We start from the raw sequence: 24,789 nt of genomic DNA on the forward strand, positions 1-24,789 counted from the left end.
GATCAGTATCTTTTATGAACTTTTTAGGTTGCCTAAGTCGCGTGTTCTAATTCCTTTTGTTGCTCACCGGTTAGAGGTCACTGTTCCTTGGCTTGCTGTTTTGCAAATTCTGCTTGTTTGGCATTTTTTTGAGGTTCGGCCACTTGGGTTTTGCAGCATTTCAAAAGCACTATTCCGATCGACACTCTGTTCATAAATAAGAGTGACTGTTTTTTTAGTTTCAGTTAAACCGACAAGCAGACCATGCCGACTGGTAAGCTGTGAGCATAAGACAATGTCTTGCATGGTATTTGTGGTTTTTTAGTAATACCAAATAGTGTTCACCTAACTTTTCCTATTGTTTATCATTCATTTTTAGGCTTTTTCATGTGTTCTAGGGCGTACTGGATATCTTGAATCAAATCTTGCGGATGTTCCAGTCCGATACAGAAACGAACCAGAAAGCCATGTTTTAAATGTGAATGTTCCAGTACACGCATGTCTTTTAAGTTATAGAGCATGACCAGGCTGACAGGGCCACCCCAGCTAAAGCCGAGCTTAAACAGGTTTAAGCTGTCACAGAAATTGCGAATATCTTGCAGCTTATAAGAATGATCAAAAATCACGCTAACCAGGCCGGCACTTTGACCTGTCTTACAAATATCTTTCCAGTATTGATGTCCAGCGCAATCTGGATCGGCTGGATGTAAAACTTGAACAAGCTCAGTTTGCTGTTTGAGCCACTTCATTAAAGTCAGTGCGCTTTCGGACTGATGCTGATAACGCAGTTGCATCGAAGCCAGACTGCGTTGTACCTGCGCCACATCATCACCAGAAACACTAATGCCCTGAATGGCATGGGTACGGAACAGTTTGTGATGCAGGGTTTTATCTCGTGTAACAACTGAGCCCATCAAGATGTCGCCACCACCGCTTGGATATTTGGTCAGGGCATGAACCGTGATATCGACACTTAAATGCTCTTCGCCAAAATCAAAAGCATTAAAAGCCAGACCTGCGCCCCAGGTATTATCCAACGCCGTCAAAATATGATGTGCCTGGGCTTTTTTGATTAAACCGACCAGATCTGGAAACTCCAGTGTGACTGAACCGGCCGCTTCCAGCCAAAGCAGTTTTGCTTTTTCACTTGGTGTAAAGGTTTCGACCTCAAGCGGGTTATACACTTTGACCGCAATGCCATAACGCGTTTCCAGATTGCGCAGATGTTCCATGTTTGGGCCATAGATGTTATCGGCAACCCAGACTTCATCACCTTGGCTCAAGAAACAAGAATTCACCAGGTTAATGGCGGATAAACCGCTCGGCGCAAGTAGGCAGTATTCACCCCCTTCAATTTGCGCGATGTTATCGCCTAAGGTGAATGTCGTGGGTGTGCCGTGGGTGCCGTAGCTATAGTCATAAGCATCGGTCCAGTGGCGATTAAATAGCGCATCAGTATTCTCAAAAATAATGGTCGATGCACGAAACAGGGGAGGTTGAACCGTAGAAATGGATTGAGGGGCTTTTCGTGGTGCATGAATCAGGGTGGTTTGAGCGTTTTTTTTCACGTGAATGCCCTTAAATGTAATCAAATATTACCTTAGCTTAAGAGAATCTGTGACTCACTGCCAGTTCGGTTGTGAATTGTTAAAAAAATTGGTCCTTGAAAAAAGTTGGCTTCATTTTTGCAAAACCTAAAACTATCTAGCTAAAAAATAGGTTGAGGAGCATGAAGTCGCATTTAAAAGTGCATTATTTTCAGCATATTGCTGGTGAAGGCTATGGTAGTTGTCATGAGTTTTTAAAGCAGTATCAGGCGTACATTAGTGCGACTGAGTTTTTTGCTTTACCGTTGGATCGTCCTTTAGAGATTGAGGCTTTGCCAAGGGTTGAGGACGTCGATTTACTGATCATCATGGGCGGAACCATGAGTGTCAATGATGAGGCAAATTTCCCCTGGTTAAAGATAGAGAAACGCTGGTTGCGTCGTTATCTGTCACATGGCAAACCGGCAATCGGTTTATGCCTGGGTGGACAATTGATTGCCAATGCATTGGGGGCGGGCGTCAGTCGTAATCCTGAGCAGGAATTGGGCTGGGCCACGGTACACAAGGTAGCCAATCTACCGCAAGAATGTTTTAGCTTACCCGAACAGTTCAATATTCTGCAATGGCATAGTGAAAGCTTTGAAATACCCAAAGGGGCAGTGCATCTGGCAGAAAACCAAGCCTGTCGTAATCAGATGTACCAGTTGGGTAAAAATGTGCTCGGTTTTCAGTTTCATCCAGAGAGTACTCCAGAAATCCTGTCTTTATTTTTGGAAGATGAGGAGCAGCTTGCACAATTTTCAGGAAAATATGTTCAGGATCTCTCTGAATTAAAAAAGACCCATAAAAATAAGTTTGTTGAAGGAAATCAGATATTAAATCGAGCTATAGAATATGTCTTGGCGAAAACTGCCCCGCATTCAGAAAATAAACTCTTGTTTTAGGGGGTAAATTGAAAACTTGGATAAAACCATAAAAGGGATTTGCTTATGCATTAAACAATGGCTATAATAAGCGACCCTTCGATAGGAAGGGGGTTAACTGCGAATAAAGTAGTTAACTATCGTTACAGTCGTGGCATCGATCACGACCTTAGTGATATTTCACTGCTCTTGACACTTACCCGTATTAAAGTGGGGTGAGATGCGTCAGGAGTGATTCTTTATATATTTGGCTTGGAGTTTACTGGTATGTCTAACCAGAGAATTCGTATCCGTCTTAAGTCTTTTGATCATCGCCTGATTGATCAATCTGCTCAAGAAATCGTAGAAACCGCAAAACGTACTGGGGCACAAGTGTGTGGTCCAATTCCAATGCCAACACGCATTGAACGTTTTAACGTTTTAACATCACCACACGTAAACAAAGACGCGCGTGACCAGTACGAAATCCGTACTTACAAGCGTTTGATCGACATCGTTCAACCTACAGACAAAACTGTAGATGCATTGATGAAGTTAGATCTTGCAGCTGGTGTTGATGTTCAGATCGCATTGGGTTAAGGCTTTCGGGTTAATTAACACTCTAAGTTAATTAGGCCGCTTTTTTAGAGGTTTATGCACATGGCTATTGGTTTAGTCGGTCGCAAGTGCGGTATGACACGTATCTTTACAGATGCTGGTGTTTCTGTGCCTGTTACAGTGATTGAGGTTGATCCTAACCGCATCACTCAAATCAAAACGCTTGAAACTGATGGTTATCAAGCGATTCAAATCACTACTGGTGAACGTCGCGAATCTCGCGTAACTAACGCTCAGAAAGGCCACTTTGCGAAAGCAGGTGTTGCAGCTGGTCGTCTAGTTCAAGAATTCCGCGCTACAGAAGCTGATCTTGAAGGTCGTGAAGTTGGTGGTACGCTTACCGTTGAATTGTTCCAGGTTGGTCAAGTTGTTGACGTAACTGGTCAATCTAAAGGTAAAGGTTTCCAAGGTGGTGTTAAGCGTTGGAATTTCCGTACGCAAGATGCAACTCACGGTAACTCGCTTTCTCACCGTGTTTTAGGTTCTACTGGTCAAAACCAGACTCCTGGTCGCGTATTCAAAGGCAAAAAAATGGCTGGCCATTTAGGTGCTGAACGCGTAACTACACAGGGTCTTGAGATCGTTGCTATCGACACAGAACGTTCAGTTCTTGTTGTTAAAGGCGCGGTTCCTGGTGCTACTGGTGGCGACGTAATCGTTCGTCCTACGATCAAGGCCTGAGGGGAAATAACGTGAATTTAAATACTGTTTCCGGCTCTGCTGTTGAATTATCAGAAGTTGCGTTCGGTCGTGAATTTAATGAAGCTCTTGTTCACCAAGTGGTTACAGCTTATTTAGCTGGTGGCCGTCAAGGTTCAAAAGCTCAGAAATCACGTGCAGACGTTTCTGGCGGTGGCCGCAAGCCATTCCGTCAAAAAGGTACTGGCCGTGCTCGTGCTGGTTCTATTCGTAGCCCAATCTGGGTTGGCGGTGGTAAAACTTTTGCTGCTCGTCCACAAGACTGGTCTCAAAAAGTAAACCGTAAAATGTACCGCGGTGCTATGCAATGCATCATGGCTGAACTTGTTCGTCAAGATCGCCTAATTTTAGTTGATGAGTTTGCTGTTGCAGCTCCAAAAACTAAAGAATTGCTTGCAAAGCTTAACGACTTGAATGCAACTCGTGCATTGATCGTTACCGATGCTGTTGATGAGAACTTGTATCTTGCTGCACGCAATATTCCACACGTAGATGTGGTTGATGCTGCTGCAATCGATCCTGTTAGCTTGATTGCGTTCGACAAAGTTGTTATGTCTGTAGCTGCTGCTAAGAAAATTGAGGTAGAACTCGGATGAACAACGAACGTATCTATCAAGTCCTGCAAGGACCTGTATTCTCAGAAAAAGCACAAGTTTTAGGTGAAACTGCTGGTGTTCAAGTGTTTAAAGTTGCTATCAATGCAAACAAGCTTGAAATCAAAAAAGCAGTGGAACAACTCTTTGGTGTAGAAGTTGTTAAAGTTAACACGACTATCACTAAAGGTAAGTCTAAACGCTTTGGTAAAACATTAGGACGTCGTTCTGATGTTAAAAAAGCATACGTCACCCTGAAAGCTGGCCAAGATGTTGAAATGGCTGACTTGGGCGATACCGCTGAAAGCACAGCGGAATAAGGACGAGAATTATGCCTATTCAAAAATGTAAGCCAACGTCTCCAGGACGTCGCTTTGTAGAGAAAGTGGTTCATGATCACCTTCACAAAGGCGCACCGTACTCTCCGTTGGTTGAAGCTAAAAAACGTACTGGCGGCCGTAACAACAACGGTCACATCACGACTCGTCACGTTGGTGGCGGTCATAAGCAGCACTACCGTCTAGTTGACTTTAAGCGTAACAAAGATGGTATTCCTGCAACTGTAGAGCGTATCGAATACGATCCTAACCGTACTGCACACATTGCACTTGTATTGTATGCTGATGGTGAACGTCGTTATATCATCGCTCCTAAAGGCCTTCGCGCTGGCGATAAAGTACAGTCTGGTAACGATGCTCCAATTCGTCCAGGTAACTGCTTGCCGCTTCGCAACATGCCAATCGGTTCTACTCTTCACAACATCGAACTTAAAATCGGTAAAGGCGCGCAGATTGCTCGTTCAGCTGGTACTTCAGTTCAGCTGTTGGGTCGTGACGGTTCTTACGCTATCGTTCGTCTACGTTCAGGCGAGATGCGTAAAATTCACGTTGAATGTCGCGCTGTGTTAGGTGAAGTATCTAACTCGGAAAGCAACCTTCGTTCGCTTGGTAAAGCTGGTGCATCGCGCTGGCGTGGTGTTCGTCCTACCGTTCGTGGTATGGCAATGAACCCGGTTGACCATCCGCACGGTGGTGGTGAAGGGCGTAACAAAGGTATTCAACCTGTAAGCCCATGGGGTCAAAAAGCTAAAGGGTACAAGACACGTACCAATAAGCGTACGACTAAGATGATCATTCGCGACCGTCGCGTTAAGTAACAAGTAAAGGAATCTGACAATGCCTCGTTCTCTGAAAAAAGGCCCATTCGTCGATGCGCACTTGTTCGCTAAGGTTGAAGCGGCTATCGCGGCTAATAACCGTAAGCCGATCAAAACTTGGTCGCGTCGTTCGATGATCCTCCCGGATTTTGTTGGTTTAACAATTTCTGTACACAATGGCCGTAACCACGTTCCTGTGATCGTTTCTGAACACATGGTTGGTCACAAGCTTGGTGAATTTGCACCAACTCGTACCTATCGCGGTCACGGTGTTGACAAGAAATCTAAACGTTAATGGGTGCTATGATGGAAGTAACTGCTAAATTACGCGGTGCCGCTATCTCGGCACAAAAAGCTCGTTTGGTTGCAGATCTTATCCGCGGCAAATCTGTTGCGCACGCGCTTAACATCCTTAACTTCAGCAACAAAAAAGCTGCAGTTCTAGTTAAGAAAGCGTTGGAATCTGCGATTGCAAACGCTGAACACAATAACAGTTTAGATGTAGACGACCTTAAAGTTTCTACGATCTACGTTGATGAAGGCATGAGCCTGAAACGTATTATGCCACGTGCTAAAGGCCGTGCAGATCGTATTACTAAGCGTACTTGTCACATCACCGTTAAGGTAGGGGTTTGATATGGGTCAGAAGGTTCATCCAATCGGTATCCGCCTAGGTGTTGTGAAACGTCATAACGCTAACTGGTATGCGAATCCGAAACAATACGCTGAATACTTGCTTAAAGATCTTCAAGTTCGTGAGTTTTTAATCAAAAAACTTAAAAACGCGATGATCAGCAACATTCTTATCGAACGTCCTACAGGCGCTGCTAAAGTAACTATTAGCACTGCTCGTCCTGGTATCGTAATCGGTAAAAAAGGCGAAGATATTGAGAAACTACAACGCGAATTAACATCTATCATGGGTGTTCCTGCGCAAGTAAGTATCAATGAAATTGATCGTCCAGACTTAGACGCGCGTCTAGTTGCTGAAGCAATCGCTTCTCAATTGGAAAAACGTGTAATGTTCCGTCGTGCTATGAAGCGTGCAGTACAAAACACAATGCGTGCTGGTGCTAAAGGTATCAAAGTAGAAGTTTCAGGCCGTTTAGGTGGTGCTGAGATTGCTCGTACTGAGTGGTATCGTGAAGGTCGTGTACCTCTACATACGCTTCGTGCAGATATCGACTATGCGACTATGCGTGCTGAGACTACTTACGGTACGATTGGTGTTAAAGTTTGGATCTTCCGTGGTGAGATTTTGGGCGGCATGAAACAAGTCATGAACCCAGCTCCAGCAGAAGAACGTCCAGCTAAACGCGGTCGTGGTCGTGGTGAAGGTCAAGAGCGTCGTGGTCGTCGCAATGATCGTTCTGCTGAAAAAGGAGAATAATCCATGTTGCAACCTAAGCGTACTAAATTCCGTAAAGTGCAGAAAGGCCGTAACACTGGTCTAGCACACCGCGGTAGCACAGTATCTTTCGGTACTATTGCACTTAAATCAGTTGAACGTGGTCAAATGACTGCGCGTCAAATTGAAGCAGCGCGTCGTACAATTAGCCGTCGTATTAAGCGTGGTGGTAAGATCTTTATCCGTGTATTCCCGGACAAACCGATTACTTCTAAGCCGCTTGAAGTGCGTATGGGTAAAGGTAAAGGTTCTGTGGAATATTGGGTTTGCCAAATCAAACCAGGTAAAGTCTTGTACGAAATTGATGGTGTTAACGAAGAATTGGCTCGCGAAGCGTTTACGCTTGCAGCAGCTAAGCTTCCGTTTAAAACCGCTATCGTGACTCGGACGGTAATGTAATGAAAACTAAAGATCTACGTGAAAAGTCGGTAGAAGAGTTGACAGCTTTGCTTGATGAGCAACAGCTTAACCAATTCCGTCTTCGTATGGCGAAAGCAACTGGTCAATTGGGTAAATCGCATGAAGTTGCACTTACTCGTCAGACGATTGCTCGTATTAAGACCCTCCTTACCGAAAAACAGGGGAACGGACAATGAGTGATAAAACAGTCCGCACGTTAACTGGCAAAGTTGTAAGCGACAAGATGGATAAATCTATCGTTGTTCTTATTGAACGCCAAGTTCAACACCCGTTGTATGGCAAATTAATCCGCCGTTCAACAAAATTACATGCTCATGATGAGAACAACACAGCGAAAGCTGGTGATGTTGTAACCATTAAAGAAAGCCGCCCAATTTCTAAAACTAAGTCTTGGACTCTAGTTGAAGTTGTTGAAGCAGCTGCTGAGTAATTAACGTTCTTGTTGCATCATCGGTCAATTTCGAGTACTCTTTGAGCCTTTCGAAATTTCGACCGGTGTTGCTCGGTTTTGGAGTAGGGCAATGATTCAGACCGAAACTATGCTCGACGTAGCAGACAACAGTGGTGCACGCCGCGTACAATGTATTAAAGTACTTGGTGGCTCGCATCGTCGTTATGCTTCTGTTGGCGACATTATTAAAGTTACTGTAAAAGAAGCAATTCCACGCGCACGTGTTAAAAAAGGTGACGTGATGAATGCAGTTGTGGTTCGTACAAAATTCGGTATCCGTCGTGCAGACGGTTCAGTGATTCGTTTCGACGATAACGCTGCTGTTATTTTGAACACCAACAAAGCGCCGATTGCAACTCGTATTTTCGGACCAGTGACTCGTGAACTTCGTACTGAACAGTTCATGAAAATTATTTCATTGGCTCCTGAAGTTCTATAAGAGGCGATCATGGCTAAGATTAAAAAAGGCGATCAAGTAATTGTGATCGCAGGTAAAGAAAAAGGCAAACAGGGTACTGTTCTGTCTGTTTCTAATGACCGTGTTAAGGTTGAAGGCCTTAACTTGGTGAAGAAGCACCAAAAGCCGAACCGTGCTACAGGCGCTGAAGGTAGCGTTGTAACTCAGGAAGCTTCGCTTCATATTTCAAACGTGGCAGTTTTTAATGCTACAACCCAAAAGGCTGACCGTGTTGGTTACCAAGTGATTGATGGCGTGAAAACTCGCGTATTCAAATCAAATGGTGAATCAGTGGCGGTAGCGAAGTAATAGGTTGATATAGGCCATGGCCAGACTTAAAACACGTTACAATGACGAACTTAAAGCTCAGTTATTAGAGACTTTAGGCGTTAAAAATGTGATGGAAATTCCTCGCATCACTAAAATCACGATCAACATGGGTGTTGGCGCAGCTGCTGCTGACAAAAAACTCCTTGATGGTGCTCTTTCAGATATGCAAGCTATCGCTGGTCAAAAACCAGTACTTACGTTAGCTCGTAAATCAATCGCTGGTTTTAAAATCCGTGATGGTTGGCCGATCGGTTGTAAAGTTACTTTACGCGGCGAACGTATGTACGAATTCTTAGACCGTTTGATCTCGATTGCGATCCCTCGTATCCGTGACTTCCGTGGTTTCTCTGCGAAATCATTCGACGGTCGTGGTAACTACTCAATGGGTCTTAAGGAACAGATCATGTTCCCTGAAATCGATTTTGACAAGATTGATCGTATTCGTGGTATGGACATTACCATTACTACGACTGCTCGCACCGATGACGAAGGCCGTGCGCTTATGCGTGCATTCGGCTTCCCGTTCAAATAAGAGGTCGATATGGCTAAGAAAGGTATGATTAATCGCGAATTGAAACGCGAAGCTACTGTTGCTAAATACGCTGCAAAACGTGCTGAATTAAAAGCTGTTATTGCAAACGTAAATGCATCAGACGAAGAACGTTTCGAAGCGATGATGAAATTGCAAGCATTACCACGTAATGCATCTCCAGTACGTCTACGTAACCGTTGTGGTTTAACTGGTCGTCCGCATGGCTATTTCCGTAAGTTCGGCTTAAGCCGTAACAAATTACGTGAAACAGTAATGCAAGGTGATGTACCTGGCGTTGTTAAGGCAAGCTGGTAAGGAGCACTATAAATGAGTATGCAAGATACCGTTGCCGACATGCTAACACGTGTTCGTAACGCACAAATGGCGAAGAAACAAACTGTTTCTATGCCTAATTCTAAGTTGAAAGTTGCAATTGCTAACTTACTTCAACAAGAAGGTTACATTTCTAACGTAGAAGTTGCGGAAGCTGAAGGCAAACCAACTTTAACAATTACGTTAAAATATTTTGAAGGCAAGCCAGTGATTGACACTGTGAAACGCGTAAGCCGTCCAGGTCTACGTCAGTATCGCGGTAAAGATGCACTTCCAAGCGTTAAGCAAGGTTTAGGTATTGCAATTGTTTCTACAAGCAAAGGCATCATGACTGATCGCGCTGCACGTGCTGCAGGCGTTGGTGGTGAAGTTATTGCTTTTGTTTCTTAATAGGTGATTCCTCATGTCTCGTGTGGCTAAAGCCCCAGTAACTGTACCGAATGGTGTAACAGTTACTCAGAACGGCCGGCAGGTCGAAGTGAAAGGCACTAAAGGTACATTGTCTTTCAACCTGCATGCGCTGGTCGAGCTTAAACAGGAAGACGGTACTCTGGCTATTGCTCCAGTACAAGAGTCGAAAGACGCTTGGATGCAAGCTGGTACTGCTCGCGCTGTGCTTAACAACCTTGTAAAAGGTGTTAGCGAAGGTTTCGAACGTAAGTTACAGCTTATCGGTGTTGGTTATAAAGCTGCGGTTAAAGGTGATGTTGTTCATCTTAACCTTGGTTTCTCTCACCCGATCGATTATGCACTTCCTGCAGGTGTAACTGCTGAAACTCCAACTGCAACTGAAATCGTACTTAAATCTGCTGACAAAGCAGCTTTAGGTCAGGTTGCTGCAGATATCCGTGGTTACCGTCCACCAGAGCCGTATAAAGGCAAAGGTGTTCGTTATTCTGACGAAGTTGTACTTCGTAAAGAAGCTAAGAAGAAATAAGGCGCGAGGTTCTTATGAACGAAAAGAAACAATCCCGTTTGCGTCGTGCGAAAAGCACACGCTTGCACATCCGTGCATTGGGTGCGACTCGTTTGTGTGTAAACCGCACTCCGCGTCACATCTATGCTCAAGTTATCTCTGCAGATGGTGGCAAAGTATTAGCGCAAGCTTCTACTTTAGACGCTACTCTACGTGCAGGTACAACTGGTAACGTTGAAGCAGCTCAAAAAGTAGGTGCTTTAATCGCAGAACGCGCTAAAGCAGCTGGTGTTACTAAAGTTGCATTTGACCGTTCTGGTTTTAAATATCATGGTCGTATCAAAGCCTTGGCTGATGCTGCTCGTGAAAACGGCTTGGAGTTCTAATCATGGCTAAAGTTGAACAAAACGAAGGTCTTGTTGAAAAGCTGGTTGCCGTTGATCGTGTAGCCAAAGTTGTTAAGGGTGGTCGTATCTTCTCTTTCACAGCATTAACTGTTGTGGGTGATGGTAATGGTCGCGTAGGTTTTGGTCGTGGTAAAGCACGTGAAGTTCCAGCTGCTATTTCTAAAGCACTTGAAGCTGCTCGTCGCAACATGATTACTGTTGACCTTGTTGATGGTACGTTACAGCACCCAATTCATGCACGTCATGGCGCTAGTCGCGTATTCATGCAGCCTGCCTCTGAAGGTACAGGCGTAATTGCTGGTGGCGCTATGCGTGCAGTTTTAGAAGCTGTAGGTGTACGTAACGTTTTGACTAAATGCCGTGGTTCTACTAACGCTGCTAACGTAGTTAACGCAACTTTCAACGGTTTGCGTGATATGACTACTCCTGAGAAGGTTGCTGCGAAACGTGGTCTTTCAGTAGAACAAATTCAAGGGTAATCAATCATGAAAACGATTAAAGTTACCCAGACTAAATCTGCATCGCACCGCTTGAAAAATCATAAGCTGAGCCTGCAAGGTTTAGGTCTGCGTCGTATTGGTCATACTGTAGAAGTGCAAGATACGCCTTCTAACCGTGGTATGATCAACCAAGTCTACTATATGGTTAGTGTAGAGGAATAAGCCATGACTCTGCGTTTAAATACAATTGCACCTGCAGAAGGTGCTAAACGTGACAACCTTCGTGTAGGCCGTGGTATCGGTTCTGGCGTTGGTAAGACCGGTGGCCGTGGTGTCAAGGGTCAAAACTCACGTAAGAGCGGTGGTACTCGTCCAGGTTTCGAAGGCGGTCAAACAGCACTTTATCGTCGTTTGCCTAAATTCGGCTTCACTAGCCAATTGGCTTTGAAAACTGCTGAAGTACGTTTATCTGAGCTTGCTAAAGTTGAAGGCGACATCGTGTCTCTAGAAACTTTAAAAGCGGCGAACGTTGTACGTAAAGACATGATCCGTGCTCGTATCGTACTTTCTGGTGAAATTACTCGTGCATTCACTGTTCAAGGTGTTGCATTGACTAAAGGCGCTAAAGCTGCTGTTGAAGCTGCTGGCGGCAAAGTCGAGGAGTAATCCCCAGTGTCTATGACTCCTAGTTCTTCAGGTCATGTCAACATGATGAAAGGCCAACCATTTCATGTGAAATACCGTGAAATTATTCGTCGAATGATGTTTCTCATTGGTGCGTTGTTGGTGTTTCGGCTAGGAGCGCATATTCCAGTACCGGGCATCAATAATGCGGCCCTAGAAAACCTGTTTAATGCAAACCAAGGTACTATCCTTGGTTTGTTTAACATGTTTTCCGGTGGTGCATTAGAACGAATGTCTATTCTTGCTCTTGGGATCATGCCCTACATTTCTGCATCGATTATCGTGCAGCTGATGTCGACAGTGGTTCCTTCGCTGGAAGCTTTGAAAAAAGAAGGCGAGCAAGGCAAACGTAAAATAAATCAATACACACGACAAGGCACATTATTTCTGGCGCTTGTACAAGCGATCGGGATGTGTGCAGGCTTGATCAGTCAGGGGATTACCCTGAATACTGGTCTGGCTTTTTATATTCCTGCAGTAACCTCATTGGTTGCGGGAACCATGTTCTTGATGTGGTTGGGTGAGCAGATTACCGAACGTGGGGTGGGGAATGGTATTTCCATGATCATCTTCGCGGGTATTGTTGCCGGATTGCCTAATTTAATTATGCAATCTTTGTCATCTGTAGATAATGGCCAGACCAGCCTGATTGGCTTGGTAATTTTTGGTCTGTTGTCTCTGGGTGTTTTGGCAGCCATCGTGTTTATCGAGAAAGCGCAGCGTCGTATTCCGGTCAACTATGCTCAAAAACAACAAGGTCGTCGTGTATTTACTGCACAACAGACACATTTGCCATTGAAAATTAATATGGCGGGTGTGATTCCGGCAATTTTTGCCAGCTCATTGCTGTTGTTCCCTGCGAGCTTAGGCCAGTGGGTGGGTAGTGCAGATCCGAATGCCGGATTTATTCAGCGTAGCCTGCAAGATGTAGCATTGGTATTGTCGCCTGGTCAGCCGTTGTATTTGGTGCTCTTTGGTGCGTTAATTATCTTTTTCTGTTACTTCTATACAGCACTGGTATTTAGTCCTAAAGAAGTGTCAGAGAACTTGAAACGCAGCGGAGCTTATGTGCCTGGTATACGTCCAGGTGAGCAAACTGCTCGTTACTTAGATCATATTCTCAGTCGTTTGACATTTATTGGCGCGATTTACATCACCGTCATTTGTTTGATGCCGATGGTGTTGCAAAGTTCATTTGGTATTCCATTCTATTTGGGTGGTACTTCTTTGCTGATTGTTGTGGTAGTAGTGATGGACTTTATGGCTCAGCTGCAGTCACACCTCACCTCGCACCAGTATGATAATCAAACGTTAATGAGAAAAACGACAGCTCATCCTAAGGGATAAGCGCACTTAGAGGTTTCATCATGAAAGTACAAGCTTCTGTTAAGAAAATTTGTGGTAGCTGTAAAGTTATCCGTCGTAATGGGGTTATCCGCGTAATTTGTAGCGCAGAACCTCGTCATAAGCAGCGTCAAGGTTAATCTGATTAAGACCTGTTGATTTCTGTAGGCGAATTGGGTTATTATCCGCCCCTCAAGATTTTTGTGGGGCGGTTGATTATCTACTGCCTTTTTGGAGAAAATTGAATGGCTCGTATTGCCGGTGTAAACATTCCGGATAACAAGCACGCTGTTATCTCTCTAACGTATATCTTTGGTATTGGTCGCCATACTTCAAAAGCTATTTTAGCTGCTGCGGGTATTGCTCCAACGACTAAGATCCGTGAATTAGATGACGCTCAGCTTGATGCGATTCGTGCAGAAGTTGCTAAGGTTCCGACCGAAGGTGATTTACGTCGCGAAATTTCCATGAACATTAAACGTTTAATGGATTTAGGCTGCTATCGCGGTCTTCGTCATCGTCGCAGCTTGCCTGTCCGCGGTCAACGCACCAAAACTAACGCTCGTACCCGTAAAGGTCCGCGCAAACCTATTAAGAAATAAGATTTCTGGAAGCTAAAAGATGGCTAAAGATACTCGCGCACGCAAGAAGGTCACTCGTACCGTCTCTGAAGGTGTCGCACACATTCACGCTTCTTTTAATAACACCATTGTGACTATTACCGATCGTCAAGGTAATGCACTGGCTTGGGCCACTTCAGGTGGACAAGGCTTCCGTGGATCACGTAAATCAACTCCGTTCGCTGCTCAGGTAGCTGCTGAAGTTGCTGGTAAAGCTGCTTTAGACTACGGTTTGAAAAACTTGGACGTCCTTGTAAAAGGTCCTGGTCCTGGTCGTGAATCTGCGGTTCGTGCTTTAGGTGCAGTGGGTTATAAAATTAACAGCATTACCGATGTGACGCCAATCCCGCACAACGGTTGCCGTCCACCTAAAAAACGTCGCGTGTAAGGAGAAACATTCATGGCTCGTTATATTGGTCCAAAATGCAAACTCTCTCGCCGCGAAGGGACAGACCTGCAACTTAAATCAGGCGTTAAACCGTTTGATGTAAAAACTAAAAAACACGCTAAAGCTCCTGGCCAACATGGTGGAGCTCGTGGCGGTAAACAGTCTGAGTACTCACTACAATTACGTGAAAAACAAAAAGTACGTCGTATGTACGGTGTTTTAGAGCGTCAATTTAGTAACTACTACAAAGAAGCTGCTCGTGTTAAAGGCGCAACTGGTGAAAACTTGTTGAAGCTACTTGAAAGCCGTCTTGATAACGTTGTTTATCGTATGGGTTTCGGTTCTACTCGCGCAGAAGCTCGTCAGTTAGTATCTCACCGCAGCATCACTTTGAATGGCCGTCGTGTTAACATTGCGTCTATCCAAGTTAAAGCGGGTGATGTGATCGCAGTTCACGAAGGCGCTAAACAACAATTACGTATCAAAAACGCAATTGAATTAGCAACTCAACGTGGCATGCCTTCTTGGATGGAAATCGACCATTCTAAATTAGAAGGTACGTTCAAAGCTGCACCGGATCGTTCTGATTTACCTGCTGAAATCAACGAAAGCTTGATTGTAGAATTGTATTCTAAATAATCCTTGAGGAAGCAATATGACGCGTACTGCAAATGAGTTTCTAACTCCGCAAGCGATCAAGGTCGAAGCGGCAAGCGGGACCTCGGCAAAAGTTATTCTAGAACCTTTAGAGCGTGGCTTTGGTCATACTCTGGGTAATGCTTTACGTCGCATCCTTCTTTCTTCTCTACCTGGCGCAGCTGTGGTAGAAGTTGAGATTGAAGGGGTCGAGCACGAGTACAGTACTTTGGAAGGCTTGCAGCAGGACATCGTCGAGCTCTTGCTGAACCTAAAAGGATTGTCGATTAAGCTGTTCGATCAAAATGAAGCATACTTAACATTAGAGAAACAAGGTGCAGGCGACGTAACTGCGGCTGACCTTCGTTTACCTCATAATGTTGAAGTGGTTAACCCTGAACATTTGATCGGTACTTTAAGTGCCTCAGGCTCATTGAAAATGCGTCTGAAAGTTGCTCAAGGTCGTGGCTACGAGACTTCTGATTCACGCTTCCCAGAAGGCGAAACTCGCCCAGTGGGTCGCTTGCAGTTAGATGCTTCTTATAGCCCAATCAAACGTGTGTCTTATACAGTGGAAAACGCTCGTGTAGAACAACGTACTGACCTTGACAAATTGGTCATTGATCTTGAAACCAATGGTACTGTAGATCCTGAAGAAGCAATCCGTAAAGCGGCAACAATCTTGCAACAACAAATTGCAATCTTTGTTGACCTTCAGAAAGATCAAGCACCTGTGGCTCAAGAGCCGCGTGAAGAAGTTGACCCAATCTTGCTTCGCCCAGTAGATGATCTAGAGCTAACTGTTCGTTCTGCTAACTGTTTGAAAGCAGAAAACATTTACTACATTGGTGATCTTGTACAGCGTACTGAAGTTGAGTTGCTTAAAACTCCTAACTTGGGTAAAAAATCGCTTACTGAGATCAAAGATGTTCTGGCTTCTAAAGGCTTACAACTCGGCATGCGTTTAGAGAACTGGCCACCGGCTAGTCTCCGTATGGACGATCGTTTCGCCTATCGTAGCCGTTAATTAAGTAGGACTATCACCATGCGTCATCGTAATAGTGGTGTGAAATTAGGCCGTACAAGCAGCCATCGTAAAGCGATGTTCCAAAACATGGCTAACTCTTTGTTCGAGCACGAGTTGATCAAAACAACTGTGCCTAAAGCGAAAGAGTTACGTCGTGTAGCTGAGCCTTTAATCACTTTAGCTAAAAACGATACAGTAGCAAACCGTCGTTTGGCGTTTGCTCGTACTCGTTCAGCAGCAACTGTTGGTAAATTATTTACCGTTCTTGGCCCTCGTTACAAAGAGCGTAACGGCGGTTATCTACGTGTTCTTAAAGCGGGCTTCCGTGCAGGTGATGCTGCACCGATGGCTTACGTTGAGCTAGTAGATCGCGAAGTTAACTAATTTCGTGAAGAATAACGCGAGTTGTTCGAAAAGGTCGGTTGAATAAACCGGCCTTTTTTAATGTCTGAAATTTATTTTCAGGTATTTGCATCATGCAGAACTAATCTGAATCTGGCCTGAAAAGATAAAAAAATAATGGCTTTTTATCAAACTTGACATTGTGTATTGTCAATTTTGTGATTTAATAAAAACAGATAGTATCGCTTAGGTAAAAGAACAATATGGAAAAGCAAATCGATATTTTAATTGTGGGTGCGGGGATCTCGGGAATTGGTCTGGCAGCGCATCTTTCTAAACATTGTCCGCAGCGCTCATTTGAAATTATTGAGCGACGTGCCAGCATTGGCGGAACTTGGGATTTATTTAAATATCCGGGAATTCGTTCTGATTCGGATATGTCGACCTTTGGTTTTAATTTTAAACCCTGGAAAAAAGCCAGTGTACTTGCCGATGGCGCTTCGATTAAGGGCTATCTGGCCGAAGTAGTAGATGAATTTAATCTGGAATCGAAAATTCATTATCAACACCGTGTGTTAACCGCCAACTATGATTCTACGACCTGTAAATGGTCAGTAGAGATTGAGGATGAACACGGCAAGAAGCAGATCTGGATTGCGAATTTCGTACTGAGTTGTACCGGTTATTACAATTATGACCAAGGTTTTCAGCCTGAGTTTCCAAATCAGCAGGCTTTTAAAGGCCAATTCATTCATCCGCAGCATTGGCCGGAAAATTTAGATTATCAGGGCAAAAAAGTGGTGATCATTGGTAGTGGTGCCACCGCGATTACTTTAGTTCCGGCGATGGTCAAAGGCGGCGCAGGGCATGTAACCATGTTGCAGCGTTCTCCGACTTATATCGCTTCAGTGCCCTCTATTGATATGATTTATGCAAAGATGCGGCAGTATCTACCAGAAGATGTGGCCTATAAAATTACCCGTGCCCGGAATATTGGGATGCAGCGCGGAATTTATGCCCTGGCACAAAAACAGCCAAAACTGTTAAGAACGCTGTTACTTAAATCTGTGCAGTTTCAGCTCAAAGGTAAAGTGGATATGAAGCACTTTACCCCGAATTATGAGCCGTGGGATCAGCGCCTATGCGTGGTGCCGGATGGTGATCTGTTTAAAATTTTACGTGAAGGGCAGGCATCAGTTATAACCGATCAGATCGAAAGCTTGACTGAAACCGGCATTCAGCTGAAATCGGGTCAACATCTGGAGGCAGATATTATCGTTTCAGCCACAGGCTTAAATATCCAGATTCTTGGTGGAATTCAGGCGACGATTGATGGTCAACCTGTCGATACCTCACAACATATGCTGTATAGAGGCATCATGGTGAGTGATGTGCCGAATATGGCGCTAATTATTGGTTATATCAATGCCTCTTGGACTTTAAAAGTGGATATTGCCGCTGAGTACATTTGCCGTTTGCTGAACTATATGGATCAGCAGGGCTATGCTGAAGTCATCGCTCAGGGTGATCAGACTGAATTGCTAGAGGATACTGTGATGGGTAGTCTCAGTTCGGGCTATATTGCCCGTGCCGCAGATGTGATGCCAAAACAAGGTAAACATGCACCGTGGAAAGTCAGCAACAATTATCTGGCAGATCGTAAGGAACTCAAACAAGCTTCGTTTGAAGATAGGGTGCTGAAATTTAAGAAAAACAGCAAGGCTCTCAAACATAAACCGCGTCTGGTCTCTTAAAGTCGGATATCGAACTGAAGAAAAAGGAGTCCTGAGTGACTCCTTTTTTATGCGTCCAGTTTACAGTGAACGTGCAATCAGTTCTTTCATGATTTCGTTGGTACCAGCATAAATCCGGTTGGCGCGGTTGTCGATATAGGCCCGGGCAATTGGATATTCCAGCATATAGCCATAACCACCATGCAATTGCAGGCATTCATCTACCACCTTGCTATACATTTCTGAAATCTTATATTTGGCCGCAGCAGCGGCATCGATGCCTAATTCTTGCTTGAGTTGCAGCTCCATGCAGCGATCCAGATAAGCGCGACAAAACTCGATTTCGGTACGCATTTCTGCCAGTTTAAAGCGGGTATTCTGAAAATGGCTAATACTCTTGCCAAAGGCCTGACGTTCCTTGGTGTATTTCACTGTATGTGCGAAAGCAGCTTCAGCGCCAGCCTGACACATAATTGCCACAATCAGGCGTTCCCAGGCCAGTTCTTTCATCAACATCATAAAGCCCATGCCTTCCAGACCGAGCAAGTTTTCTTGTGGTACGCGTACATCGTCAAAGAACAGCTCGCAAGTATCCTGGCCTTTCATGCCAATTTTATTCAGCGGCTTGCCTTTGCTAAATCCGGCTCGATCGGCTTCGACCATAATTAATGAGAGATTGGCCGAGCCTTTGTCACTATGACCGGTCTTGCAGACCACAATCGCCATATCACAGAGATAGCCATTGGTAATAAAGATCTTGGATCCATTAATCACATAGTCATCGCCATCCAGTATTGCAGAGGTACGTACTGCTTGCAGATCAGAGCCGGTTCCCGGTTCGGTCATGGCAATCGCGGTGACGATTTCCCCGGAAGCCATTTTGGGTAACCACTGCTGTTTTTGAGCATCATTGCCAAAGTTCAGCAGGTAATTGGCGACAATATCTGAATGTAGGGAAAAACCTGTGGCTGAATCACCAGCATAAGCCTGTTCTTCAATCAGAATCATGCTATACAGCCGGTCTACCCCAGAGCCGCCATATTGCTCTGGCATGGTGGCGCAGAGTAGTCCCAGTTCACCCGCTTTAGTCCAGAGCTCTCGATCCACATGCTGTTGCTTTTCATAGCGCTCGCTATGCGGAATAACTTCCTTTTCATAAAACTTGCGTACGGTTTGACGAAATGCTTCATGTTCGGCAGTAAAAAGCTGGCGGGGCAGCATCGGGGCAAGCGGGCGAATGGCTGCAGATTGCATCTTGTTATTCCTTATTCTGATCTGTTTGCTTTAAAGTAGGTCAAGCATAGATCAGCAACAATGAGCGGAATGTTCAAATAACTTAAATATGCTGATGCTTTTGGTCATTTGTATGAAATCCCTCGAAATTCAGCGATGGCTTCAGGTAAACTATTCCGGTTTATAACGAATTGGGGAAATTCGATGACTGATGACATCACCTTAGAAGAGCGCAAAGTGATTTATCGCGCGCGTCGTGGTCTAAAAGAGCTGGATGTGTATTTTGATCCCTACGTAAAAAACTACTACTTAACTGCTGATCCATTTGAAAAGCAGATGTTTGCTGAGTTGGTCGATCAGGAAGATCCAGATCTGCTGGACTGGTTTATGGAAGTCTCTGAGCCGCCGCGTCCTGAATTAAAAGATTTGATCAAGAAGCTTAAATTTTACGTCCATGGATAATCGCTGTTTCAAGCTGAAACGCAGTTATTGTGCACTGGCGTTTCAGCTTTTTATTTTTGCACTGTTGATGTACCTCCTATACCAGCTATTGCCGATTGCGATTTGGCTGCTGTGTGCTGCGATTGGACTGGTGATTTATCAGCTGTTTTATCGCAAGACGCCCCAGATTGAACAGTTTGAATATCTGGATGGACGTGAATGGTCATTGACGGCCAAATCTCGGCCCACCTGTCGGGTATGTGTTAGTCATGTGATTGATCATCAAGCTTATATTGTGGTGTATTTTCAGCACGCCAAGGCTCAGCCTTTATTGATCTGGTGTGACCAATTGCCGCTAAAACAATGGAAATCCCTGAAAGTTCTGACCAAACTTATCTAGTTGTCAGACAACGCTATTTTAATCACTTGATTGAAGTTTCAATAAAACAGATACTTAGATCATTAATACGCTTTCATTGTCAGACAGAAAATAATAATGACTTATCAGTAAGATAAATTGTATGACAATTTCCCGCCTATGTTTTATTTTTAGCCTGTACATTGAACGCACCAACAGCAAATACGGGAGAATTCAATAGAATCTCCAGTGTGGATGTTTTTGATCGTAGTGATTGTTTCAGCTTTGGTGGTTGGACAATTCGCGATGGTGCTGAAGGATAAATTTTCATCTTAATCAAGCAGAGTTATTACCGGCTCTCTGTTTGTACAGTTAATAAGTAGCATGTGCTGAACCGTCGCAATGCTACTTTTTTTTGCCCAAAATTTGGGAATTCAACAGATCAAGTCAATTGCAGTCGGCCAGTTTGATGGCACAGTGTCTGGTACGGATTAGAGTAAATACTCTTTTATTCACAAAATGCTTCTGATATCTTTAACAGAAAGATGGACATAATCACAATTATAGAGGACAGGAAAATGTCAGGCGTCCGTAAAATATGCCAAGGTATGGCGACCATTGCAATAACAACAACAGTATTAACGGGGTGTTCCCATGTCATTAAAACCGGTGCCAATGTTGCACTGGGTTTTACCGAAAACCATATTGTCCCGCCAATTTTAGCCATGGATGATGCCGAGATGGTCTGTAATTCAGGCAATTCTCTAACTCCGGCCATCATGGCAACCAAAGAAATGGGAGCGGATCCGACGCGAGTAGCCGTGCTGATGTATTCGGCTGCCGGCATTTGTGCCGAGCAAAAGGCGTTGGAAGCTGAGTTACGCTATTTGCGTGCTTCAAAATCCAACCAGGTAGCGGAAGCCCAAGATGCGCGAATCGAGCAGAAGCGCTGGGCGGCTCTAGCGGCACAGCGTCAATATACCGGTTATCAATTGTTCCAGAGCCGTTATGAAAAAAAATATCAAAAAGCCTTGGGTGAAGAATGCCCGCGCATGAACAGCGATATGGAGCAAACGGTTTATCTGCTGGGCATGCTCAGCGGTTTACAAGCCATGACCAATGATATTAATTCTGGCGGCGCAGTGCATGTACCCAAAGATATCGCTGCTGTGGTCGAACGTGGTATGACCTGTCTGGATAATGCCAAATTCTGGGGAGCACCGAATGCTACGCGTGCTGTGATCTGGACTTTATTACCAGGTGCAAGCGATGGTAAACCTGATCCTTACCAAACATTAAAACAATCTACACAAATTGGTGAGCAAAAAGGTGTACGTTTATCGCATGCTTTATATGCTGTAGCAGCACAGGCCAGCGGTGACGATGCCAAAATCCGCGATGCTTTAAAAACCTTTGCGCAGGCCCGTACTGAGGAAAAGCCGGTAAATCCACAGTTCAAGCTGATCGACAGTATGGCAGCGATTATGGTCGGTGGAATTTCAGATCGTTACTGGACAGAAAATACTGGTGTGCGCAGCGCCGATGATGGCATGCAACGTTTCTGGGATGAATCAGACAGCTCTTCGGAACTCGATGACCTATTCAGTGCAGACCTGTAACCCAGATAGCCTGCATAGAATTTTAAGGATGAAATTAAACTAGATGGTTAGGGAGAAGCATAAGCTGATGCTAGATCAACATGTTCGACGAAAAATTATTTTTCTAGCGGCTTTTGTCTCTCTCTGTGCATGTCTGCAAATTTTCAAGGATAGTTTCATCTACTGGCAAGAGAGTTTGCTCAGTGAGTTTTGGCGACTGTGGACGGCACATTGGGTACATGTGGGGTGGACCCATTATTTCCTGAATATTCTCGCTTTTATCTGTCTGCCTTTTATTTTTCCACGCGCTATTCTATGGCACTTTTCTGCCATTTTACTGATCTTGCCACCTTTGATCAGTTTAAGTTTTTATTTTTTCTTACCCAATATTGAAGCCTACGCTGGCTTGTCGGGTGTGCTGCATGGTGCCTATGTTGCCGTTGCCTGTGTACATTTGCTGTATAAGCGGGAACGCAGTTTTGCTGCACTGGTGTTATTTTTGATCTTTGGCAAACTGGTCTGGGAAAATACGATTGGCAATGTCGGGACTGCACAGCTGATTGGCAGTCCGGTCTTGGTCGAAGCACATTTGCTCGGGGTAATTTGGGGAGTGATGTTGGCGCTGGCCTATATTGTCAGCAACTATTTTCGGGATAGCTAAAGTGAAGCAATGAATAAAGCACTTGGCAGAAAAAACAAAAAGAAAATATAAATTGTCATTTTTATTGTGCTGATTTTGATGCAGAGTCAAAACATAGAATAAAAATCCTGACCTTTGAAAAGGAATTTTCGGGCCAGAAGGGAAGATCAGCGTCCTAGAACAAACACAGGTCGCTAAAATAAAAATAGGAATATACATGCAAAATGATGATCAAAACAGATCAGGATTAGGTCTGTTGCGTTATATCTGGACAGAGTGGATCTCGACCTTCGTGGTGCTGGTCTTGCTTTTGCTTACACTGATTATTGGTACTGGAGAAATGATTCACGGCCAGTTGCTGCGCATGGGGGAGCGTCTCTATGGCGATCCGGCAACCGGGATGCAATATTCATTTTTACGTGCTGAACCGACACGTCCACAATGTGAACGCAAGATCAATGTCGATCAGCGTGTTCAGCAGCAGATGAAAGCCGATGCAGCCGATGAATATGCTGATTTCTTCGGCGTGCGCTCGCAAGCGGATGTCCGGGCTGCGGTATTACAGGCACAGCAGGTTTGTGAAGAATCTTATCTGTTCTACGATAAAGCCATTCAACATGTCGAAGCACAACCGAGTATTCGGGCTTATCGGGCTTTTGAAACGTCTTTCTTTGGAATATTCAAGTTTGGCACTGAGAACCGGGCCTTGCTCTTGGTCATCATGGTGGTATTCGCTGCGATCAGTGCCACCCTAAAAACCCATCATATTGGTCTGCGTAGTCCAAGTACAGGTATCGATTTTAAAGTCTATTCGGTCGCCATGCTGCTGGGTAATGCTTTTCTGGCATTCTCATCCTACAGTCAATACCAGTCTGTGCTGAACTCGGGCGTACCGATGGGCGAGATGAAATACATCTACTGGCTGTGGATGATTCTGTTTAGCAGCTTAACCTTAATCAGTTTATATCAGGTGGTTAAACAACCAAAACCAACGCGTGAGGGCGGCAGTTTTGGTCTGGCCTTTTTGAGTGTGCCACTGTATGCCTATATGGCCATTATTACCGGAATAAACTTCACCTTCTTTATGGATTATCCAATGGGACAGGGGATTTATCTGGGGCAACTGGTCGAGTTTTCCAGTATTTTCCTGAATCTGGCCTTGTTTATCTGGGCCGGTATGTTGCTGAAACAGACCCGTGTGGTAGATATGTTCCTGAACATTCTGCGTCCATGGAATCTGGCCCCTGAAACCTTGACCTGGTTAATTCTGCTGGCCGCTGCCTTACCGACTGCCTATACCGGTGCATCAGGGATTTTCGTGATTGCCGCAGGTGCGATCATTTATAAGGAAGTCTGGAATGCAGGTGGACGCCGTCAGTTTGCACTGGCCGCCACTGCAATGTCCGGTTCACTGGGTGTGGTCTTACGTCCATGCTTGCTGATCGTCGTGGTAGCATCACTGAATAAAGAAGTAACTACTGATTTGCTCTATCACTATGGGATTTATGTCTTCCTGCTCAGCTCGACTTTATTCCTGGTAATTTCTTTATTCTTTGCAGAAAATAAATTCCGGATTGCCGCACCAACCATCGCAGCTCCTCAATCAGGTCGTGCCTTCCTTGCGATTATTCCTTATATCGTGATTTTTATTCTGATCTGGCTATTCTACAAATATGCTTTGTCGACAGACCTGAATGAATTTACCGCCCCTGTGATGATGCCGGTCATTCTGCTGATGATTGTCTTATATGATAAATTACGTCATGAACCGGCACCGTTGCCACCGGTCGGTCATTGGGATGAGACTTTGAATGCGACCTTACATTCGAGAAATACTCCTGAACTGGCGACAGCTGCTAGCGTGGCCAATGTAGAATATCGTGAAGCAGAGCATGCGGGGCAGCGAGATAAAGAATTGGCTGTTGATCATGGTGTAAAGCGTTCAAATGCTACAGAAATCTTGCGTAAGGTGGGTTTCTGGAAGTCGATGCATATCTCCACCAGTGAAACCGTGGGGCATATTGGTGCGCTGGTGATCCTGATGGCACTTTCTGTGAGTGTCGGTGGCTTGCTGGAACGTATGGAAATTATGGAAGCGTTTCCAACCGATATCAGCAGTACTATTCTGGTCATTTCCCTGATTGTCGGCTTGATGATTTTTGTCGGGATGATTATGGATCCGTTTGGTGCGGTGATTCTGATCTCGGCGACTGTTGCTCCAGTGGCTTACCAATACGGCATTCATCCGGTGCATTTCTGGATGATCACCCTGATTGGCTTTGAACTGGGCTATGTGACGCCACCGGTGGCACTGAACCATCTGTTGGCCAGACAATCCATTGGCAATGCCGAAGTGGCTGAAGCGGATGCAGAAGTACGCCATCTGTCTTTTTACTACCGTTATGAACGCTGGATTTTACCGGTGATTGTGCTGCTGCCTGCAATGCTGATCATCGCCTATGTGCCTTATGTCTTTAAGCTGTTCGGCTGGTATCCATAAAAGATATACACTAAAAAAGCACCTACGGGTGCTTTTTTAATTTAATCTGAATTCTTG

At 44.7% G+C, this 24,789-nt stretch carries 37 protein-coding genes and 1 pseudogene; 35 read left to right on the forward strand and 3 right to left on the reverse strand.

Annotated features, from left to right (window positions below):
- Nucleotides 1-197: 197 nt before the first annotated feature.
- Nucleotides 198-285 (reverse strand): annotated as a pseudogene (locus FTU82_RS16395) (hypothetical protein); the annotation flags it as partial.
- A gap of 59 nt (nt 286-344) precedes the next feature.
- Complete coding sequence (locus FTU82_RS06435) at nt 345-1,547, reverse strand: PLP-dependent transferase (RefSeq protein ID WP_005094155.1); 1,203 nt, start codon at nt 1,545-1,547, stop codon at nt 345-347.
- 161 nt (nt 1,548-1,708) lie between these two features.
- Here FTU82_RS06435 and FTU82_RS06440 point away from each other — a divergent pair, with 161 nt between their 5' ends.
- The 30 genes from FTU82_RS06440 to FTU82_RS06585 all read left to right on the forward strand — a co-directional run bounded on the left by FTU82_RS06440 (nt 1,709) and on the right by FTU82_RS06585 (nt 17,983).
- Entirely contained in the window at nt 1,709-2,470 is a 762-nt protein-coding gene (locus FTU82_RS06440; RefSeq protein ID WP_100357820.1) for a type 1 glutamine amidotransferase, read from the forward strand.
- 246 nt (nt 2,471-2,716) lie between these two features.
- On the forward strand, nt 2,717-3,028 hold the full coding sequence (rpsJ, locus tag FTU82_RS06445; RefSeq protein WP_000070912.1) for a 30S ribosomal protein S10: 312 nt from the start codon (nt 2,717-2,719) through the stop codon (nt 3,026-3,028).
- Between the two features lie 60 nt (nt 3,029-3,088).
- Nucleotides 3,089-3,727 (forward strand): 50S ribosomal protein L3, encoded by a 639-nt coding sequence (gene rplC / locus FTU82_RS06450; RefSeq protein ID WP_005094152.1) that lies wholly within the window; start codon nt 3,089-3,091, stop codon nt 3,725-3,727.
- Nucleotides 3,728-3,738: 11 nt separating this feature from the next.
- Complete coding sequence (gene rplD / locus FTU82_RS06455) at nt 3,739-4,341, forward strand: 50S ribosomal protein L4 (RefSeq protein ID WP_005094150.1); 603 nt, start codon at nt 3,739-3,741, stop codon at nt 4,339-4,341.
- Nucleotides 4,338-4,658, forward strand: coding sequence for a 50S ribosomal protein L23 (gene rplW, locus FTU82_RS06460; RefSeq protein ID WP_005094149.1), 321 nt, complete (start codon nt 4,338-4,340; stop codon nt 4,656-4,658). The genes rplD and rplW overlap by 4 nt, the downstream gene beginning before the upstream one ends.
- An 11-nt stretch (nt 4,659-4,669) precedes the next feature.
- The gene (gene rplB / locus FTU82_RS06465) at nt 4,670-5,494 is read left to right on the forward strand and encodes a 50S ribosomal protein L2 (protein ID WP_005094148.1); all 825 of its coding nucleotides are present in this window, start codon (nt 4,670-4,672) and stop codon (nt 5,492-5,494) included.
- A gap of 19 nt (nt 5,495-5,513) precedes the next feature.
- The gene (gene rpsS / locus FTU82_RS06470) at nt 5,514-5,789 is read left to right on the forward strand and encodes a 30S ribosomal protein S19 (RefSeq protein WP_004281508.1); all 276 of its coding nucleotides are present in this window, start codon (nt 5,514-5,516) and stop codon (nt 5,787-5,789) included.
- An 11-nt stretch (nt 5,790-5,800) separates the two neighbouring features.
- Complete coding sequence (gene rplV / locus FTU82_RS06475; RefSeq protein WP_001982638.1) at nt 5,801-6,130, forward strand: 50S ribosomal protein L22; 330 nt, start codon at nt 5,801-5,803, stop codon at nt 6,128-6,130.
- 1 nt (nt 6,131) lies between these two features.
- On the forward strand, nt 6,132-6,884 hold the full coding sequence (gene rpsC / locus FTU82_RS06480) for a 30S ribosomal protein S3 (protein ID WP_004281507.1): 753 nt from the start codon (nt 6,132-6,134) through the stop codon (nt 6,882-6,884).
- 3 nt (nt 6,885-6,887) lie between these two features.
- Nucleotides 6,888-7,301, forward strand: coding sequence for a 50S ribosomal protein L16 (rplP, locus tag FTU82_RS06485; RefSeq protein WP_004281506.1), 414 nt, complete (start codon nt 6,888-6,890; stop codon nt 7,299-7,301).
- Nucleotides 7,301-7,498, forward strand: coding sequence for a 50S ribosomal protein L29 (rpmC, locus tag FTU82_RS06490; RefSeq protein WP_004281505.1), 198 nt, complete (start codon nt 7,301-7,303; stop codon nt 7,496-7,498). Before rplP ends, rpmC begins: the two co-directional genes overlap by 1 nt.
- Nucleotides 7,495-7,752, forward strand: a complete 258-nt coding sequence (rpsQ, locus tag FTU82_RS06495) for a 30S ribosomal protein S17 (protein ID WP_004281504.1) — start codon at nt 7,495-7,497, stop codon at nt 7,750-7,752. Before rpmC ends, rpsQ begins: the two co-directional genes overlap by 4 nt.
- A 91-nt stretch (nt 7,753-7,843) precedes the next feature.
- Nucleotides 7,844-8,212: a 50S ribosomal protein L14 gene (gene rplN / locus FTU82_RS06500; RefSeq protein WP_005094147.1), complete on the forward strand. Its 369-nt coding sequence runs from the start codon at nt 7,844-7,846 to the stop codon at nt 8,210-8,212.
- A 9-nt stretch (nt 8,213-8,221) separates the two neighbouring features.
- Nucleotides 8,222-8,539 (forward strand): 50S ribosomal protein L24, encoded by a 318-nt coding sequence (gene rplX, locus FTU82_RS06505; protein WP_004281502.1) that lies wholly within the window; start codon nt 8,222-8,224, stop codon nt 8,537-8,539.
- A gap of 16 nt (nt 8,540-8,555) precedes the next feature.
- Nucleotides 8,556-9,092: a 50S ribosomal protein L5 gene (gene rplE, locus FTU82_RS06510; RefSeq protein WP_005094146.1), complete on the forward strand. Its 537-nt coding sequence runs from the start codon at nt 8,556-8,558 to the stop codon at nt 9,090-9,092.
- Nucleotides 9,093-9,101: 9 nt separating this feature from the next.
- On the forward strand, nt 9,102-9,407 hold the full coding sequence (gene rpsN / locus FTU82_RS06515) for a 30S ribosomal protein S14 (protein WP_004732275.1): 306 nt from the start codon (nt 9,102-9,104) through the stop codon (nt 9,405-9,407).
- Nucleotides 9,408-9,419: 12 nt separating this feature from the next.
- On the forward strand, nt 9,420-9,815 hold the full coding sequence (gene rpsH, locus FTU82_RS06520) for a 30S ribosomal protein S8 (protein WP_005094144.1): 396 nt from the start codon (nt 9,420-9,422) through the stop codon (nt 9,813-9,815).
- Nucleotides 9,816-9,828: 13 nt separating this feature from the next.
- Nucleotides 9,829-10,362, forward strand: a complete 534-nt coding sequence (gene rplF, locus FTU82_RS06525) for a 50S ribosomal protein L6 (protein WP_005094142.1) — start codon at nt 9,829-9,831, stop codon at nt 10,360-10,362.
- Nucleotides 10,363-10,376: 14 nt separating this feature from the next.
- On the forward strand, nt 10,377-10,727 hold the full coding sequence (rplR, locus tag FTU82_RS06530) for a 50S ribosomal protein L18 (protein ID WP_004281497.1): 351 nt from the start codon (nt 10,377-10,379) through the stop codon (nt 10,725-10,727).
- Between the two features lie 2 nt (nt 10,728-10,729).
- Nucleotides 10,730-11,227: a 30S ribosomal protein S5 gene (gene rpsE, locus FTU82_RS06535; RefSeq protein ID WP_004281496.1), complete on the forward strand. Its 498-nt coding sequence runs from the start codon at nt 10,730-10,732 to the stop codon at nt 11,225-11,227.
- Nucleotides 11,228-11,233: 6 nt separating this feature from the next.
- The gene (gene rpmD / locus FTU82_RS06540; protein WP_005094139.1) at nt 11,234-11,410 is read left to right on the forward strand and encodes a 50S ribosomal protein L30; all 177 of its coding nucleotides are present in this window, start codon (nt 11,234-11,236) and stop codon (nt 11,408-11,410) included.
- Nucleotides 11,411-11,413: 3 nt separating this feature from the next.
- On the forward strand, nt 11,414-11,854 hold the full coding sequence (rplO, locus tag FTU82_RS06545) for a 50S ribosomal protein L15 (RefSeq protein ID WP_005094137.1): 441 nt from the start codon (nt 11,414-11,416) through the stop codon (nt 11,852-11,854).
- Nucleotides 11,855-11,899: 45 nt separating this feature from the next.
- Nucleotides 11,900-13,219, forward strand: a complete 1,320-nt coding sequence (gene secY, locus FTU82_RS06550) for a preprotein translocase subunit SecY (protein WP_171063316.1) — start codon at nt 11,900-11,902, stop codon at nt 13,217-13,219.
- A gap of 20 nt (nt 13,220-13,239) precedes the next feature.
- Complete coding sequence (gene rpmJ / locus FTU82_RS06555; RefSeq protein WP_000867907.1) at nt 13,240-13,356, forward strand: 50S ribosomal protein L36; 117 nt, start codon at nt 13,240-13,242, stop codon at nt 13,354-13,356.
- Nucleotides 13,357-13,461: 105 nt separating this feature from the next.
- The gene (rpsM, locus tag FTU82_RS06560) at nt 13,462-13,818 is read left to right on the forward strand and encodes a 30S ribosomal protein S13 (RefSeq protein ID WP_004281492.1); all 357 of its coding nucleotides are present in this window, start codon (nt 13,462-13,464) and stop codon (nt 13,816-13,818) included.
- A gap of 19 nt (nt 13,819-13,837) precedes the next feature.
- The gene (gene rpsK, locus FTU82_RS06565; RefSeq protein WP_004281491.1) at nt 13,838-14,224 is read left to right on the forward strand and encodes a 30S ribosomal protein S11; all 387 of its coding nucleotides are present in this window, start codon (nt 13,838-13,840) and stop codon (nt 14,222-14,224) included.
- 12 nt (nt 14,225-14,236) lie between these two features.
- Nucleotides 14,237-14,863 (forward strand): 30S ribosomal protein S4, encoded by a 627-nt coding sequence (gene rpsD / locus FTU82_RS06570; protein WP_005094132.1) that lies wholly within the window; start codon nt 14,237-14,239, stop codon nt 14,861-14,863.
- A gap of 16 nt (nt 14,864-14,879) precedes the next feature.
- Nucleotides 14,880-15,887, forward strand: a complete 1,008-nt coding sequence (locus FTU82_RS06575; RefSeq protein WP_005094131.1) for a DNA-directed RNA polymerase subunit alpha — start codon at nt 14,880-14,882, stop codon at nt 15,885-15,887.
- Nucleotides 15,888-15,905: 18 nt separating this feature from the next.
- Nucleotides 15,906-16,271, forward strand: a complete 366-nt coding sequence (rplQ, locus tag FTU82_RS06580; protein WP_004281488.1) for a 50S ribosomal protein L17 — start codon at nt 15,906-15,908, stop codon at nt 16,269-16,271.
- 221 nt (nt 16,272-16,492) lie between these two features.
- Nucleotides 16,493-17,983 (forward strand): NAD(P)/FAD-dependent oxidoreductase, encoded by a 1,491-nt coding sequence (locus tag FTU82_RS06585; protein WP_180101149.1) that lies wholly within the window; start codon nt 16,493-16,495, stop codon nt 17,981-17,983.
- A gap of 60 nt (nt 17,984-18,043) precedes the next feature.
- Here the strand turns inward: FTU82_RS06585 and FTU82_RS06590 are convergent, their stop codons facing one another.
- A complete protein-coding gene (locus tag FTU82_RS06590) occupies nt 18,044-19,216 on the reverse strand; it encodes an acyl-CoA dehydrogenase family protein (protein WP_180101150.1) in 1,173 nt (390 codons plus the stop codon).
- Between the two features lie 183 nt (nt 19,217-19,399).
- Here FTU82_RS06590 and FTU82_RS06595 point away from each other — a divergent pair, with 183 nt between their 5' ends.
- The 5 genes from FTU82_RS06595 (at nt 19,400) to FTU82_RS06615 (ending at nt 24,732) form a co-directional block, all read left to right on the forward strand.
- Nucleotides 19,400-19,657 carry a succinate dehydrogenase assembly factor 2 gene (locus tag FTU82_RS06595; protein WP_005094125.1) on the forward strand — a complete coding sequence of 86 codons (258 nt, stop codon included), beginning with the start codon at nt 19,400-19,402 and terminating at the stop codon, nt 19,655-19,657.
- The gene (locus tag FTU82_RS06600; protein ID WP_005094124.1) at nt 19,650-20,036 is read left to right on the forward strand and encodes a hypothetical protein; all 387 of its coding nucleotides are present in this window, start codon (nt 19,650-19,652) and stop codon (nt 20,034-20,036) included. The genes FTU82_RS06595 and FTU82_RS06600 overlap by 8 nt, the downstream gene beginning before the upstream one ends.
- Nucleotides 20,037-20,572: 536 nt before the next feature.
- A complete protein-coding gene (locus tag FTU82_RS06605) occupies nt 20,573-21,613 on the forward strand; it encodes a hypothetical protein (RefSeq protein ID WP_005094123.1) in 1,041 nt (346 codons plus the stop codon).
- 67 nt (nt 21,614-21,680) lie between these two features.
- Nucleotides 21,681-22,253 (forward strand): rhombosortase, encoded by a 573-nt coding sequence (gene rrtA / locus FTU82_RS06610; protein ID WP_005094122.1) that lies wholly within the window; start codon nt 21,681-21,683, stop codon nt 22,251-22,253.
- A 196-nt stretch (nt 22,254-22,449) separates the two neighbouring features.
- On the forward strand, nt 22,450-24,732 hold the full coding sequence (locus FTU82_RS06615) for a TRAP transporter large permease subunit (RefSeq protein WP_180040657.1): 2,283 nt from the start codon (nt 22,450-22,452) through the stop codon (nt 24,730-24,732).
- Nucleotides 24,733-24,789: the final 57 nt, after the last annotated feature.

The organism is Acinetobacter sp. YH12151 (assembly GCF_013418355.1).
GTDB lineage: Bacteria > Pseudomonadota > Gammaproteobacteria > Pseudomonadales > Moraxellaceae > Acinetobacter > Acinetobacter pseudolwoffii.

Excerpts from the sequence above, each read along its gene's own strand:
- rplB (WP_005094148.1), top strand. The coding sequence starts at position 4,670 with ATGCCTATTCAAAAATGTAAGCCAACGTCTCCAGGACGTCGCTTTGTA.
- secY (WP_171063316.1), top strand. The coding sequence starts at position 11,900 with ATGAAAGGCCAACCATTTCATGTGAAATACCGTGAAATTATTCGTCGA.
- rplQ (WP_004281488.1), top strand. The coding sequence starts at position 15,906 with ATGCGTCATCGTAATAGTGGTGTGAAATTAGGCCGTACAAGCAGCCAT.
- rpsK (WP_004281491.1), top strand. The coding sequence starts at position 13,838 with ATGGCTAAAGATACTCGCGCACGCAAGAAGGTCACTCGTACCGTCTCT.
- rplF (WP_005094142.1), top strand. The coding sequence starts at position 9,829 with ATGTCTCGTGTGGCTAAAGCCCCAGTAACTGTACCGAATGGTGTAACA.
- rpsJ (WP_000070912.1), top strand. The coding sequence starts at position 2,717 with ATGTCTAACCAGAGAATTCGTATCCGTCTTAAGTCTTTTGATCATCGC.
- rplW (WP_005094149.1), top strand. The coding sequence starts at position 4,338 with ATGAACAACGAACGTATCTATCAAGTCCTGCAAGGACCTGTATTCTCA.
- rpsM (WP_004281492.1), top strand. The coding sequence starts at position 13,462 with ATGGCTCGTATTGCCGGTGTAAACATTCCGGATAACAAGCACGCTGTT.
- rplO (WP_005094137.1), top strand. The coding sequence starts at position 11,414 with ATGACTCTGCGTTTAAATACAATTGCACCTGCAGAAGGTGCTAAACGT.
- rpmJ (WP_000867907.1), top strand. The coding sequence starts at position 13,240 with ATGAAAGTACAAGCTTCTGTTAAGAAAATTTGTGGTAGCTGTAAAGTT.
- rplX (WP_004281502.1), top strand. The coding sequence starts at position 8,222 with ATGGCTAAGATTAAAAAAGGCGATCAAGTAATTGTGATCGCAGGTAAA.
- rplR (WP_004281497.1), top strand. The coding sequence starts at position 10,377 with ATGAACGAAAAGAAACAATCCCGTTTGCGTCGTGCGAAAAGCACACGC.
- rpsD (WP_005094132.1), top strand. The coding sequence starts at position 14,237 with ATGGCTCGTTATATTGGTCCAAAATGCAAACTCTCTCGCCGCGAAGGG.
- rpsH (WP_005094144.1), top strand. The coding sequence starts at position 9,420 with ATGAGTATGCAAGATACCGTTGCCGACATGCTAACACGTGTTCGTAAC.
- FTU82_RS06440 (WP_100357820.1), top strand. The coding sequence starts at position 1,709 with ATGAAGTCGCATTTAAAAGTGCATTATTTTCAGCATATTGCTGGTGAA.
- FTU82_RS06595 (WP_005094125.1), top strand. The coding sequence starts at position 19,400 with ATGACTGATGACATCACCTTAGAAGAGCGCAAAGTGATTTATCGCGCG.
- FTU82_RS06590 (WP_180101150.1), bottom strand. The coding sequence starts at position 19,216 with ATGCAATCTGCAGCCATTCGCCCGCTTGCCCCGATGCTGCCCCGCCAG.
- rplE (WP_005094146.1), top strand. The coding sequence starts at position 8,556 with ATGGCCAGACTTAAAACACGTTACAATGACGAACTTAAAGCTCAGTTA.
- FTU82_RS06600 (WP_005094124.1), top strand. The coding sequence starts at position 19,650 with ATGGATAATCGCTGTTTCAAGCTGAAACGCAGTTATTGTGCACTGGCG.
- rpsS (WP_004281508.1), top strand. The coding sequence starts at position 5,514 with ATGCCTCGTTCTCTGAAAAAAGGCCCATTCGTCGATGCGCACTTGTTC.
- rplV (WP_001982638.1), top strand. The coding sequence starts at position 5,801 with ATGGAAGTAACTGCTAAATTACGCGGTGCCGCTATCTCGGCACAAAAA.
- rplN (WP_005094147.1), top strand. The coding sequence starts at position 7,844 with ATGATTCAGACCGAAACTATGCTCGACGTAGCAGACAACAGTGGTGCA.
- rpmD (WP_005094139.1), top strand. The coding sequence starts at position 11,234 with ATGAAAACGATTAAAGTTACCCAGACTAAATCTGCATCGCACCGCTTG.
- rplC (WP_005094152.1), top strand. The coding sequence starts at position 3,089 with ATGGCTATTGGTTTAGTCGGTCGCAAGTGCGGTATGACACGTATCTTT.
- rpsE (WP_004281496.1), top strand. The coding sequence starts at position 10,730 with ATGGCTAAAGTTGAACAAAACGAAGGTCTTGTTGAAAAGCTGGTTGCC.
- FTU82_RS06575 (WP_005094131.1), top strand. The coding sequence starts at position 14,880 with ATGACGCGTACTGCAAATGAGTTTCTAACTCCGCAAGCGATCAAGGTC.
- FTU82_RS06605 (WP_005094123.1), top strand. The coding sequence starts at position 20,573 with ATGTCAGGCGTCCGTAAAATATGCCAAGGTATGGCGACCATTGCAATA.
- rpsC (WP_004281507.1), top strand. The coding sequence starts at position 6,132 with ATGGGTCAGAAGGTTCATCCAATCGGTATCCGCCTAGGTGTTGTGAAA.
- rplP (WP_004281506.1), top strand. The coding sequence starts at position 6,888 with ATGTTGCAACCTAAGCGTACTAAATTCCGTAAAGTGCAGAAAGGCCGT.
- rpmC (WP_004281505.1), top strand. The coding sequence starts at position 7,301 with ATGAAAACTAAAGATCTACGTGAAAAGTCGGTAGAAGAGTTGACAGCT.
- rrtA (WP_005094122.1), top strand. The coding sequence starts at position 21,681 with ATGCTAGATCAACATGTTCGACGAAAAATTATTTTTCTAGCGGCTTTT.
- FTU82_RS06615 (WP_180040657.1), top strand. The coding sequence starts at position 22,450 with ATGCAAAATGATGATCAAAACAGATCAGGATTAGGTCTGTTGCGTTAT.
- FTU82_RS06585 (WP_180101149.1), top strand. The coding sequence starts at position 16,493 with ATGGAAAAGCAAATCGATATTTTAATTGTGGGTGCGGGGATCTCGGGA.
- rpsQ (WP_004281504.1), top strand. The coding sequence starts at position 7,495 with ATGAGTGATAAAACAGTCCGCACGTTAACTGGCAAAGTTGTAAGCGAC.
- rpsN (WP_004732275.1), top strand. The coding sequence starts at position 9,102 with ATGGCTAAGAAAGGTATGATTAATCGCGAATTGAAACGCGAAGCTACT.